This is a genomic window from Sphingomonas sp. 1F27F7B (assembly GCF_005503355.1).
Taxonomy (GTDB): Bacteria; Pseudomonadota; Alphaproteobacteria; order Sphingomonadales; family Sphingomonadaceae; genus Sphingomonas.
Window position 1 is genome coordinate 254,960 of the sequence record NZ_SCMK01000001.1, and the last position, 12,511, is coordinate 267,470.

Annotated in this window: 11 protein-coding genes and 2 tRNA genes; 5 read left to right on the top strand and 8 right to left on the bottom strand. The window is 68.9% G+C overall.

All coding sequences use genetic code 11. The annotated features are described in order from the left end of the window. Nucleotides 1-4 precede the first annotated feature (4 nt). From FFS08_RS01200 to tkt, 4 genes are all read right to left on the bottom strand, one after another. Nucleotides 5-1,777: a methyl-accepting chemotaxis protein gene (locus FFS08_RS01200; RefSeq protein WP_212741935.1), complete on the bottom strand. Its 1,773-nt coding sequence runs from the start codon at nucleotides 1,775-1,777 to the stop codon at nucleotides 5-7. Nucleotides 1,778-1,913: 136 nt separating this feature from the next. Then, nucleotides 1,914-3,116, bottom strand: a complete 1,203-nt coding sequence (locus tag FFS08_RS01205; RefSeq protein WP_137860989.1) for a phosphoglycerate kinase — start codon at nucleotides 3,114-3,116, stop codon at nucleotides 1,914-1,916. 163 nt (nucleotides 3,117-3,279) lie between these two features. Further along, nucleotides 3,280-4,287, bottom strand: coding sequence for a type I glyceraldehyde-3-phosphate dehydrogenase (gene gap, locus FFS08_RS01210; RefSeq protein ID WP_137860988.1), 1,008 nt, complete (start codon nucleotides 4,285-4,287; stop codon nucleotides 3,280-3,282). Then, nucleotides 4,284-6,260, bottom strand: coding sequence for a transketolase (tkt, locus tag FFS08_RS01215; RefSeq protein ID WP_137860987.1), 1,977 nt, complete (start codon nucleotides 6,258-6,260; stop codon nucleotides 4,284-4,286). Before tkt ends, gap begins: the two co-directional genes overlap by 4 nt. A gap of 198 nt (nucleotides 6,261-6,458) precedes the next feature. On the opposite strand from tkt, the gene FFS08_RS01220 reads away from it, so the two are divergent. The 4 genes from FFS08_RS01220 to FFS08_RS01235 all read left to right on the top strand — a co-directional run bounded on the left by FFS08_RS01220 (nucleotide 6,459) and on the right by FFS08_RS01235 (nucleotide 7,948). Then, nucleotides 6,459-6,644 carry a hypothetical protein gene (locus FFS08_RS01220; RefSeq protein WP_086129626.1) on the top strand — a complete coding sequence of 62 codons (186 nt, stop codon included), beginning with the start codon at nucleotides 6,459-6,461 and terminating at the stop codon, nucleotides 6,642-6,644. Then, nucleotides 6,644-6,946, top strand: coding sequence for a cell division protein ZapA (locus tag FFS08_RS01225; RefSeq protein WP_137860986.1), 303 nt, complete (start codon nucleotides 6,644-6,646; stop codon nucleotides 6,944-6,946). Before FFS08_RS01220 ends, FFS08_RS01225 begins: the two co-directional genes overlap by 1 nt. 241 nt (nucleotides 6,947-7,187) lie before the next feature. Beyond that, the gene (locus FFS08_RS01230; protein ID WP_137860985.1) at nucleotides 7,188-7,739 is read left to right on the top strand and encodes a 5-formyltetrahydrofolate cyclo-ligase; all 552 of its coding nucleotides are present in this window, start codon (nucleotides 7,188-7,190) and stop codon (nucleotides 7,737-7,739) included. Then, nucleotides 7,721-7,948 (top strand): DUF2842 domain-containing protein, encoded by a 228-nt coding sequence (locus tag FFS08_RS01235; protein ID WP_137860984.1) that lies wholly within the window; start codon nucleotides 7,721-7,723, stop codon nucleotides 7,946-7,948. The genes FFS08_RS01230 and FFS08_RS01235 overlap by 19 nt, the downstream gene beginning before the upstream one ends. Nucleotides 7,949-8,011: 63 nt before the next feature. On the opposite strand, the gene FFS08_RS01240 is transcribed toward FFS08_RS01235, so the two are convergent. The 3 genes from FFS08_RS01240 to FFS08_RS01250 form a co-directional block, all read right to left on the bottom strand. After that, nucleotides 8,012-8,088: transfer RNA gene (locus FFS08_RS01240), tRNA-Asp, on the bottom strand. Nucleotides 8,089-8,177: 89 nt separating this feature from the next. After that, a tRNA-Asp gene (locus FFS08_RS01245) sits at nucleotides 8,178-8,254 on the bottom strand. 46 nt (nucleotides 8,255-8,300) lie between these two features. Continuing rightward, nucleotides 8,301-9,539, bottom strand: coding sequence for an AI-2E family transporter (locus tag FFS08_RS01250; RefSeq protein WP_502701990.1), 1,239 nt, complete (start codon nucleotides 9,537-9,539; stop codon nucleotides 8,301-8,303). A gap of 175 nt (nucleotides 9,540-9,714) precedes the next feature. Between FFS08_RS01250 and FFS08_RS01255 the strand changes: the two genes are divergently transcribed. Beyond that, a complete protein-coding gene (locus FFS08_RS01255) occupies nucleotides 9,715-11,205 on the top strand; it encodes a glycerol kinase (RefSeq protein ID WP_137860983.1) in 1,491 nt (496 codons plus the stop codon). A gap of 132 nt (nucleotides 11,206-11,337) precedes the next feature. On the opposite strand, the gene FFS08_RS01260 is transcribed toward FFS08_RS01255, so the two are convergent. Beyond that, nucleotides 11,338-12,474, bottom strand: a complete 1,137-nt coding sequence (locus FFS08_RS01260) for a threonine aldolase family protein (RefSeq protein ID WP_137860982.1) — start codon at nucleotides 12,472-12,474, stop codon at nucleotides 11,338-11,340. Nucleotides 12,475-12,511 lie beyond the last annotated feature (37 nt).

The window sequence follows — 12,511 nt, forward strand, 5'->3', positions numbered from 1 at the left end:
CCGGTCAATGCATCGTCGCCAGGCTCCGCGCCTGACCGCCCCGCGCCGACGCGCCGCTCTCGACCTTGAACCGCGCGGCCTGGGCGGCGAGCTGGGCGACTTCGTTCGACAATGAGCGCGACGCGGCGGACGTCTCCTCCACCATCGCCGCATTCTGCTGGGTGGTGCGGTCCATCGATCCGATCGCGCCGTTGATCTCGGCGATCGCGCTCGCCTGCACGGCATTGTCCGCCGCCATCCCGTCGACCAGCTCGTGCACTTCGCCCACGCCTTCGCAGATTCCGGCCAGCGCGCCGTCGACACGCTCGACCGCCGCGACTGCCGCATGGATATCGTGCTGAGTCACGGTCAGCTGGTCGCGGGCCCGTTTCGCTTCCTCCTCCGCCCGCATCGCCAGCGCGCTGACGAGGTCGGCGACGACCGCGAAGCCGCGCCCCGCCTCTCCGGCGCGCCCGGCCTCCACCGCCGCGTTCATCGCCAGCACGCGGGTCTGGAACGCAATCTTGTCGAGTCCCTCGATCACGCCGTCGATGCCCTTGGCGCTTTCGCTCACCCGGCCCATCGCCTGCACCGCCTCGTCGGTCACGTCGCGGCCGCCCCGCACGGTCCCGATCGCTTCGCTGGCACGCGCCACGGTGCGCGCGGCCGCACCGGCGCTGGCCCGCAACCGCGTGTCGACCTGGCTGATCGCCGCATTGGTCTCCTCCAGGCTCGCGGCATTGCTCTGGGTGCGCTCCGCGAGGTTCTCCGAGGCGTCGGCGATCTCGCTCGCCCCCGAACGGATCGCCTCGGCGCCATCGCGCACCGCGCCGATCAGGGCGCGGAGATTGCCCAGCGCGTCGTTGAAGTTGCGCTGCACCCGCACATAGCCTTCGGGAAAATCGCCGCCGATATGCGCGGTGAGATCGCCCTCGGAGAGCTTGCCCAGCCCTTCGGCCAGCGTATCGACCACCAGGCGCTGCTCCGCCTCGGCGACGGCCTTCGCCGCATCGGCAGCTTCCTTGGCCACGGCGGCGTCGCGGAACACGAGCAAGGCGCGCGCCATGTCGCCGATCTCGTCGCGGCGATCGGCATCGGGCACCTCGACGCGGTTGTCACCCCCGGCGAGCCGCTTCATCACCCCGGTGAGGAACACGATCGGGCTGCCGAGCAGGCTGCGTAGCAACGCCCAGAGCGCCCCGGCGGCCACGACCAGCGCGATCCCGCCGATCAGGATCGAGCGCTCCTCCTCGCGGCTCGCCTGGTCGATCGCCGCCAGGCTCTTCTGCACGTCCTGATATTTCTCCTCGCGCAGCGCCTCGGCGCCCTGGGCGAGCGTGCGCACCCCGGCCGAGGCCCGCTCGTCCTGGAGCAGTTCGCGCGCCCGCGCGGCCTCGGATGCGGACATGTGCGCGAGCAGCGGCGCGACTGTCTCGGCGCGCCAGCGGGCGACGCCCTGCATCGTCGCCTCCAGCAGAGCGCGGTCCTTGGGATCGGTCAGCAGCGGCTTGAGTGTCCGCGTCGCCTTGTCGAACTGGGCGATGCTGCGCTGGAAGGCGGCGGCATCGGCGGGGTCGTTGCTCATCGTATAGCCGCGCAGATTGGCGATGGCGGCGAGCAGCGAGTTCTCGATCTCGGCGGCGAGCGCCTGTTCGGCGTCGATCCTGCCGTTCGCCTCGGTCAGGCTCCCGACTTCCGCCGATGTCGCATAGACGAAGGTCATGATCGCAGCGGCGATCAGGATCACCAGCGCAAAGGCGCTGGCGAGCTTGTGCGAGATCGGCAGGGACTTGGTCATGGGCGCTCCGAGCGGCTTGGCGGGCGTGGAAAACGCCTCTTCTCCGCACCGGGCATTATAGCCGTTTTGGTGCTACCCCCTCGGAAATCGCGTAAAATACAAAAAAGGGCGGGGCGCCGGCGGGCGCCCCCTCGGTTCAGTCGCGCCCCGGTTGCAGCGCCGCGACGCCCGGCAGTTCCTTGCCTTCCATCCATTCGAGGAAGGCACCCCCGGCAGTGGAGACGAAGGTGAAGTCGCCCGCCACCCCCGCCTGGTTGAGCGCCGCCACCGTGTCGCCGCCGCCGGCGACCGAGACGAGCTGACCTTCCTTGGTGAGCGCCGCAGCGGTCTTGGCCAGGCTGATGGTGGCCGTATCGAACGGCGGCGTCTCGAAGGCGCCGAGCGGTCCGTTCCACACCAGGGTGCGGCAGGTCTTGAGCACGTCCGCCAGCGCCTCGGTCGCCGCCGGGCCGATGTCGAGGATCATCTCGTCGGCCGCGACTTCGTGGACGTTGACCGTGCGCAGGCTCGGCGGGTTGGCCGCGAACTCCTTCGCCACCACCACGTCATAGGGCAGGTGCACGGTGCAGTTCGCGCGATCGGCCGCGTCGAGGATCTCGTCGGCAGTGCCGGTCAGGTCGTGCTCGCACAGGCTCTTGCCCACATCGACGCCGCGCGCGGCGAGGAAGGTATTGGCCATGCCGCCGCCGATGATCAGGTGATCGACCTTGTCGACCAGGTGCTTGAGCACGTCGAGCTTGGTCGAGACCTTGGCGCCGCCGACCACCGCCGCCACCGGATGCTCGGGATTGCCCAGCGCCTTGTCGAGCGCGTCGAGCTCGGCTTCCATCTGGCGGCCGGCAAAGGCGGGCAGCGCGTGCGCCAGCCCTTCGGTCGAGGCATGGGCGCGGTGCGCGGCCGAGAAGGCGTCATTGACGTAGAGATCGCCCAGCGCGGCGAGCGCGGCCACGGTCTCGGGCGCATTCTTCTCCTCGCCGGCGTCGAAGCGCGTATTCTCGAGCAGAGCAATGTCGCCCTCGCCCATCGCCGCGATCGCTTCCGCCGCGCCGTCGGTGTCGATGAAGCGCACTTCGCGGCCGAGGACATGGCTGAACGGCCGGGTGACGAGCGACAGGCTCATCTCCGGATTGCGCTGCCCCTTGGGGCGGCCGAAATGGGCGAGGACGATCACCTTCGCACCCTTGTCCGCCAACTCGGCGACGGTCTGGACGGCGGCGCGCAGCCGGGTGTCGTCGGTCACCTGGCCATCGGCCATCGGCACGTTCAGATCCTCGCGGACCAACACGCGCTTGCCGGCGATGTCGCCCATATCGTCGAGCGTCTTGAAGGGGCGGGTCATATGCTTCCTCGCGATTTCGTCATTGGTGCCGGAAGGCAGCGCCTCCCCTCCCACCGTCACCCTGAACTTGTTTCAGGGTCCAACTCTCCGCGGACGATGCCGCTTGAAACACGTTGGATGCCGAAACAAGTTCAGCATGACGGCAGGGTTTGAAGGGCGGTCCCTAGCCCAGCTTCGCCATCGCGCTGGCGGTGTCGACCATGCGGTTCGAGAAGCCCCATTCATTGTCGTACCAGCTCACCACGCGGACGAGCTTGCCGTCGATCACCGCGGTCTCCAGACTGTCGACCGTCGACGAGGCCGGGGTGTGGACGATGTCGACCGAGACCAGCGGCTCGTCCGAGTAATAGAGCACGCCCTTCAGCGGGCCGCTCTCCGATGCTGCCTTCAGCACCGAATTCACTTCCTCGACGGTGGTATCGCGGCTCGGCGTGAAGGTCAGGTCGACGAGGCTGCCGTCCGGAACCGGAACGCGGATCGCCGAGCCGTCCAGCTTGCCCTTCAGCTCCGGCAGCACTTCGGCCACCGCGCGGGCGGCGCCGGTGGTGGTCGGAATGATGCTCATCGCGGCGGCGCGGGCGCGGCGCAGGTCCGGGTGGATCTGGTCGAGGATCTTCTGGTCGTTGGTATAGGCGTGAACCGTGGTCATCAGGCCGCGCTCGATGCCGATGCTGTCGTTCAGCACCTTGGCGACCGGCGCCAGGCAGTTGGTGGTGCACGACGCGTTGGAGACGATCGTGTGGCCGGCCTCGAGCTTGTCGTGGTTCACCCCGAAGACGACGGTCAGGTCGACATTCTTGCCCGGAGCCGAGATCAGCACCTTCCTGGCGCCGGCATCGATATGCTTCTGGGCCGAGGCGCGGTCGGTGAAGAAGCCGGTGCACTCCAGCACCAGCTCAACGCCATTGGCGGCATGCGGCAGGTTGGCGGGATCGCGCTCCTTGGTCACATGGATGCGCTTGCCGTCGACGACCAGGTCGTCGCCATCGGCGGTGACGGTGCCCGGATATTTGCCGTGCACGCTGTCGCGCGAGAACAGCCACGCATTCGACTTGGCATCGGCCAGGTCGTTGATCGTGACCAGCTCGAGCCCGCTGTCGGGACGCTCGAGGATCGCGCGCGCCACCAGCCGACCGATGCGCCCGAACCCGTTGATCGCAACCTTCGTCATGCCTGTTCTCCGTTCAACTTTTCGACGATCCGCGGCACGATGGCTCCCGCGGTGAGCCCGAAATGCTCGTAGAGCTTGAGATAAGGGCCGGACGCGCCGAATCCATCCACGCCGAAGTTTAGCCCGTCCAAGCCGGTGTATCGCTCCCAGCCCAGCGTCGCGCCGGCCTCGATCGAGACCTTGAGCGCATGCGCCGGCAGCAGGTCGCGCTTGTACTGCGCATCCTGCGCGTCGAACCGCTCCCAGCACGGCATCGAGACGACATCGGCGCCGATGCCCTGGGCTTCCAGTTCGTCGCGCACGGCGACGGCGATCTCGACTTCGGAGCCGCTGGCGATCAGCACCACCTGGCGCGGCGCCTCGGCCTCGCGGATCGCATAGCCACCGCGCGCCGAGCGGTTCTCGGCCGCCTCGGTGCGCAGCTGCGGCAGGTTCTGGCGGCTGAGCGCGAGCAGGCCGGGGCCGTCCGCGCGCTGCAGGGCAAGCTCCCAGCACTCCGCGGTCTCGACTACGTCGCACGGGCGATAGACGTCGAGATTGGGGATCAGGCGCAGGCTGGTCAGGTGCTCCACCGGCTGGTGCGTCGGACCGTCTTCGCCCAGGCCGATCGAATCGTGCGTCATCACATAGACGACGCGCGCCTGCTGCAGCGCCGAGAGACGGATTGCCGCGCGGCAATAGTCCGCGAAGACCAGGAAGGTGCCGCCATAGGGGATCACGCCGCCGTGCAGCGCCATGCCGTTCATCGCGGCGGCCATGCCGAACTCGCGGATGCCGTAATAGACGTAGCGGCTGGCGTAATTGTCGGCGCTGAACGTGCCCAGGCCCTTGGTGAGCGTGTTGTTCGAGCCGGTCAGGTCGGCCGAGCCGCCGACGGTGTCGGGAATCTGCGCGTTGATCGCCTCGAGCGCCATTTCGCTCGCCTTGCGCGTCGCGACTTTCTGCGGCGCGTCGATCAGGCCCTGGATATGATCCTGCATCGAGAACCAGGCCGGCAGCTCGCCGCGCATCCGGCGCTCGAACTCGGCGCGATCCTCATGCGCCTCGAGCCGCGCCTTCCACGCGGCATGCGGCGCGGCGCCGCGCTTGCCCGCCGCCAGCCAGGCTTCGCGGATCTCGCCCGGGATCTCGAAGGCCGGGTGGTTCCAGCCCAGCGCCTGCCGGGCGGCGGCGACTTCGTCCGCGCCCAGCGGCGAGCCGTGCACCTTGGACGAGCCCTGCTTGTTGGGCGCGCCCTTGCCGATCACCGTGCGGCACTGGACCAGCGACGGCAGGTCGCTGGCAAGCGCTTCGTCGATCGCGCGGGCGATGTCGGCCCGGTCATGGCCGTCGCACGCGACGACCTGCCAGCCAGATGCGCGATAACGGGCGGGGATGTCCTCGCTCGACGAGAGCGACACCGCGCCGTCGATCGTGATCTTGTTGTCGTCCCACAGCACGATCAGCTTGCCGAGCTTCAAGTGCCCGGCAAGGCCCACCGCCTCGTGGTTGATGCCTTCCATCAGGCAGCCGTCGCCGGCGATCACCCAGGTGCGGTGATCGACCAGATCGTCGCCATAGACGGCGTTGAGGTGCCGCTCCGCCGCGGCCATGCCGACCGCCATCGCGAAGCCCTGGCCGAGCGGGCCGGTGGTGCATTCCACCCCCGGCAGCTCGAAATTCTCCGGATGCCCGGCACAGGGGCTGCCGACCTGGCGGAAATCCCTGATGTCCTGCAACGTCGGGCGCGCATAGCCGGTCAGGTAGAGCGTCGAGTAGAGCAGCATCGAGCCATGGCCCGCGCTCAGCACGAAACGGTCGCGGTCCGCCCATTTGGGATCGGCGGGATCGAACTTCAGATAGTTCTGGAACAGCACTGTGGCGACGTCGGCCATGCCCATCGGCATGCCCGGATGCCCCGAATTGGCCGCCTCCACGGCGTCCATCGACAATGCCCGGATGGCATTGGCGCAATCGGTGAAGCTTGCGGTCACTTTGGAGTCCCCTGATGCTGGCGCGGACGCCTTTGGGCACCTTGGCTCGCCACGTCAACCGCCTCGACACCCCGAGTGCCGGCCGGATGCCGTGCGGACTCGGACCGGCGCGGCTCCGGTCCGCCTTGTCGAACGCGCGCTGCAACCGATACCATTCAGGGGTTGCTAGGTTCGGATGGGGTGCGTAACGCTTGACCCATGGCAAGTACGCCCGCCGATCGTATCGAACAGGCCCTCGTCCGCATCGAGAAAGCCGCCGCGGCGCGGGCCTATGCCTGCGAACGGATCACGCAACGCCACGCCAAGCTGCGCGCGCGCATCGAGGACGCGGTGAGCTCGCTGGACGCATTGATCGCGCGCGAAGCCGGAGCGGAGCAGGACTGATGGCGGACATCGACATCACCGTCGCCGGGCGCAGCTACGCCATCGCCGCGCGCGAGGGCGACGAGTTGCATATCCGCCACCTCGAGACAATCCTCGGGCGCCATGCCGACACGGCACTGCGCGCATCGGGCGGCCTGAATGCCGAGCGCACGCTCGTCTATCTCGCGCTGATCCTCGCCGACTTGCTCGACGAGACCGAGCGCAATCCGCCCGAGGGCGTCTCGCCGGTGCTGCTGGAGCGCATCGCCGACCGGCTGGAGGCCGTGGCGGCGGCGCTGGAAGAGGATGCGAGCGAGGCCTGACCGCCGCTCCCGGCAAGGGGGTGGTTGCGGGCACCGGCCGAAATCCCTACATCCGTCCTCGGCGGGCACTGCCCGGTACGAGCCATAGCAATTATCCCTGAGGCTATTCATCATCCATGGGGGCTGTCCCTGTACGGATCCTGGTCCGCTGCACATGGTCCCCACCTGACGTAACGGGCGTCAGTGGATATTCTGGCAAACGGCCATGGCGGTCCCGCCACCGCTATCCTAGAAGCGTCGCATGATCGACAAGCTAGCCCTGCGGGCGCAGCTCCGCGCCGAGCGTGACGCCTTCGCCAGCGAAGCGAGCGAGGCCATCCTCGCCCCCGAGGCGTTCGTCGAGCGCCTGACTGCGGGGATGACCATCGCCACCTATGTCGCGATCGGCAGCGAAGCCGACCCCACCCAGCTCGCCGCCGCGGCGGCCGGGCGGGGCTGCCGGCTCGCCCTGCCCTTCGTCGTCGATCGCGCCGCCCCTCTGCGCTTCCTCGCCTGGCGAATGAGCGAGCCATTGGTCGATGGTCCGTTCGGCCTGCGCCAGCCGCAAGCCGACAGCCCCGAAATCGCACCCGACGTGATCCTGACGCCGCTGGTGGGGTTCGACGCACGCCTCAATCGCCTGGGCCAGGGCGCCGCCCATTACGACCGCGCCTTTGCCCGCTATCCCGACGCATGGCGCGTCGGCGTTGCCTGGGCGATGCAGGAAGTGCCCGCCATCCCTTCGGACATCTGGGACGTACCGCTCCAGGCCGTGATCACCGAGAAAGGCATGACATGGCACGCGGGAGCATAGCGCCGAGCTGGCGCAAGCCGGCGGGCGCGCTGGGCATCGTCGCCTGGATCCTGGCGTGGATCATCCTGGTGGCGAGCTTCTCGCACTGGATCGGGCAGTTGCACGTGCTCGCCCAGCTGCCGATCTATGTGGTGACGGGGATCGTCTGGATCCTGCCGCTGGGCGGGGTGTTGCGCTGGATGGAGACGGGGCGCTGGCGCCGGGCCTGAGCGCGGCCCTGGCCTGGCGTCGGCTATCCCTGGCGTTGCGGCGAGGCATGGCCTTGCGGCGCATGGCGCGAGTGACGGGGCTCGAACCCGCGACCTCCGGCGTGACAGGCCGGCGCTCTAACCAACTGAGCTACACCCGCATGTGCGCCCGAGAACCGACCATCGCCGCCACGACATCGGCCCGCGCGGCGCCGCATGCGCGTCGCCCTTCCGGTCCGGCAATGGGGAATGGCGCGAGTGACGGGGCTCGAACCCGCGACCTCCGGCGTGACAGGCCGGCGCTCTAACCAACTGAGCTACACCCGCTCTCTCGAAGCGAGGAGGCGGGCACTAGACGCGAGATTCGGGGGTGTCAACCGGATTGGTCGCGACTTTTTCGCCGCAGCGGCCGATTATCCACAGGATCGTTCACCAAGGTCCCGTGCTCGAAGAGAAAACCGGCGATGTCCGGCTTGCCCGCGGCGTTCACCACCGTCTGGATGATGATCAGCAGCGGCACCGCGAGCAGCGCCCCGGTGGTGCCCCACACCCAGCCCCAGAAGCTCAGCGAGATCAGGATCATGATCGGGCTGATCGTCAGCCGGTGGCCCACGATCAGCGGCGTCACCACATTCGCCTCGATCAGATGGCAGGCGATCATCACGATCGGCGGCACGAACGCCCAGCCCAGGTCCGGAAAGGTCATCAGCCCGCCCATCGCCAGCAGCAGCGCGGCGAACACCGGCCCGAAATAGGGGATGTAGTTGAGCAGCGCGACGATGCCGCCCCACATCAGCGGCGTCGGCATGCCGATCGCCCACAGCACGCCCGCCACGATCAGCCCCAGCGTCAGGTTGATCAGCGTGATCGTGCCCAGATAGGCCGAGGTATCGTCCACCACGTCTTGGATCACCCGCGCGGTCGCCATCGCGCCGCCGAAGCTCGCCCGGCTGGTGATCGCGTTGCGGCGCAGGCGCGTCCAGCCCGAGAGGAAGAAATAGATGACGAGGATGGCGAAGAACATCTCCACCAGCGCCGACGGCGCCGAAGTGGCGAACAGGTCGATCAGCGACCGCGGCGGCGTGGCCGCCATCACTTCGGGCTGCTTCATCGGCGCCGAGGCAAAGTTCATCACCGTCTTGTTCACGAAACTGTCGAGGTTCGCGTAGAATTCGATCAGCGGCTTCAGATTCTCCTGGATCTGCGGGATCTTGGCGGGAAGGTCCCGGATCCATTGCCAGGCCGGCACCACGATCGAGGCCAGCGCGACGTTCGCCGCGATCAGGAACAGCAGCACGCAGACGAACGCCGCGATCGGCGCCGGCACCCGGTGGCGCTCCAGCCATTCGAGCAGCGGCACCAGCGCGATCGCGATCACCAGCGCCGTGGTCAGCGGCAGAAAGAACACCGCCCCCGCCTGCAGCGCGAAGGGCAGTGCCAGCAACAGGCCGATGCCCGCCATCAGCGCCAGCGCCGCCATCAGCCGATCGCGCTTCTGACCGTCGCCCATGCTCTCGTGGCTCGACGGGCCGAGCAGCGGTGCACGCGCGGGTCCCGAGGACGCGCCCTCGTCCAGGGGGTCGCCACCGATGCTGCCGGAACGATCGCTCACTTCTGCCCTTCCTCTCTCTCGCCGAAACCCTAGCGCCTCCCCTTCCCTTCGTCATCCCCGCGCAGGCGCGGATCCAGAGCGGAGGGCGACTCGGCAGGGAAACGCCCGGTCCCCGCCTGCGCGGGATGACGGCGCCGGGCTTTCGCAGCCGTAACGGCTGCGCTAGCCTTGCGGCATGGGCGAGCACATCCTGGTCATCGACGAGGGCACCACCTCCACCCGCGCGATGCTGTTCGCGCCCTCGGGCAAGTGCCTGGGCAGCCACGGCGCCGATCTCACGCAACATTATCCCGGGCCCGGCCTGGTCGAGCACGACGCCAACGAGATCTGGCGCCGCTCGCTCGAATGCGCGATGGCCATGGTGCAGCAGGCCGGCGGCGCCCAGGCGATCGCCGCGATCGGCATCACCAATCAGCGCGAGACCATCGTCTTCTGGGACAAGACCACCGGCGAGCCGCTCGGCCCGGCCATCGTCTGGCAGGACCGCCGTTCGGCCGCGATGTGCCGCGCCTGGCGCGAGGCGGGCGAGGAACCGGGCGTCCAGGCGCGCACCGGGCTGCTGCTCGATCCCTATTTCTCCGGCACCAAGATCGCCTGGGCGATGCGCAACTGGCCGCAGCTAAGGGGCGTGGGCGACCGCCTTGCCATCGGCACTGTCGAGAGCTGGCTGGTGTGGAAGCTCACCGGCGGCCTCCATGTCACCGACGCGACCAACGCCTCGCGCACGCTGCTGATGGGCCTGGGTTCTGGCGGCTGGAGCGACGGGCTGCTCGACATGTTCTCCGCGCCGCGCGACGCGCTGCCGGAGATCGTCGATTGCGCCGGCAGCTTCGGCACGACGAAATTGTTCGGTGGCGAGATCCCGATCTGCGGCCTGGCCGGCGACCAGCAGGCCGCGACGATCGGCCAGGCCTGTCTGGAACGCGGCGACACCAAGGCGACCTATGGCACCGGCGCCTTCGTGCTGACCAATGCCGGCAGCGCCCCGCCCGCGTCGAAGAACCGGCTGCTCGCCACCGTGCTCTGGCAGCTGGGCGGGCGGCGCACCTATGCGATCGAGGGCTCGGTATTCGTCGCCGGCAGCCTGGTCCAGTGGCTGCGCGACTCGGTGAAGCTGATCGAGACGGCCCAGGAGACCGAGGCGCTGGCGCGCTCGGTGAAGGACAATGGCGGCGTCTACCTGGCTCCGGCCCTGTCCGGGCTCGGCGCGCCCTGGTGGGAGCCGGAGGCGCGCGCCGCGATCTCCGGCCTCAGCTTCGCCGCCACCCGCGCACACATCGTCCGCGCGGCGCTGGAAGCGATGGCGCACCAGAGCCACGACCTGAAGGCCGCCTTCGCGGCGGACGGGGCCGACTGGTCGCGGCTGCGCATCGACGGCGGCATGGTCACCAACGACTGGATCGCCCAGGACCTGGCCGACATCCTCGCCATTCCCGTGGACCGTCCCGATTTCGCCGAGACCACCGCCTTGGGGGCCGCGATGCTCGCCGGCATTGGCTGCGGCATGTTCACTGACCTCGGGAAAGCGGCGCGGATGCGGGGCGCGGGGCTGACCTTCGAGCCGAGGCTGGAGCCGGGCAAGCGCGAGGCGCGGCTCGCCGGATGGAGAAACGCAGTCTCTTCGGTCGTCACCGCCGCGAAAACGGGGGCCCATCTCCTGGACTGATTGCGGGCGAGACGGAGAGATGGCGGGCTATCTCTTGCGCCGTCGTTACGAACAAACGGCGCATTGGCAGATGGCCTGGGAAATGGGCCCCGCTTTCGCGCGAATTGCGAAGAGAGGGGATAGGCTCGCAACCTATCCCAGGAACAGCTTCGCATATTCCTCGACCGGGCGCCGCAGCAGCGTCTCGTTGACGAAGAAGGGGATCGCTCCCTTGTCCCAGCGCCCGATGCGCACGCCGGCGGCGCGGCCGCGCTCGAAGGCGGCTTCGGCCAGCGCCTGGGGCATCTCCAGCCAATGGATGTTGGAAGCGTCGGGGTTCGCCCGGCGCTTCACCTTGCCGCTGCGCTCCAGCGCCGCGAACAGCGCCTCGGCCGTACCATGCGCCTTGGCGATGCTCTCGGGAAGGCGCTGCAGCCCGTCGAGCGCGAGCAGGGCCGGCGCCCAGCCCTGATAGATCAGCCCACCATAGAGGTGCCGCCATTCCCGCGCCCTGGCGATCGTAGCCGCCGGCCCGGCCAGCACCGCCCCGAACGGCGCTCCCAGATATTTGTAGAGCGAGACATAGACCGTCTCGAACGGCGCGACATAGGCCTTGCGGTCGAGCGCGGGCGGCGCGAGCAGCAGCCGCGCGGCGTCGAGATGCATGCGCGTGCCGTGCGCCGCCGCCAGCGCGGCGATCTCGGCGATGCGTCGTTGCGGGATCAGCTGCCCGTCCAGCCGCCGGACCGGACTCTCGAGCGAGATCGCCCCGACCTTGAGCGCATAGGGGCCCTTCTCGGCCGCGTCGAATGCCGCGACCAGCTCCTCCTGGGTCGGCGCCGCACGTCCCGCGCCCAGCGGCACCAGGTTGATGCCCGCCAGCCGCTGCGCCATGTTGCTCTCGTCGCGATAGAGATGGCTGTCATATTGGCAGAGCGCATGCGGCGCCTCGCCGCACAGCACCCGCAGCGCGACATTGTTGGCGAGCGTGCCCGTCGGGAAGAAGGCGCAGGCCTCCTTGCCGAGATGGGCCGCAAAGGCCTTTTCCAGCGCCTCGACCGCGCCGCCGTTCAGATAGCCGTCGCGCACCGGCCCGCTACCCGCCAGCTCCGCCAGCCGCGCCGACATGGCGGCGGGATCGGGCGGCGCAGAGTCGCCAACCAGCCAGACGCTGCGCGCATCGACCGGCGGAAAGGCCGGCGCGGATTGCCACCGCGCTGCCCGAGCCAGCGGCGGTGTCGCCATGGCCGCGGTCGCCAGAGCCAGGAAAGCGCGTCGATCGGCATGCATCCGAAGTCTCCCTTCGGATGCCGATCCTAGCGCGTCC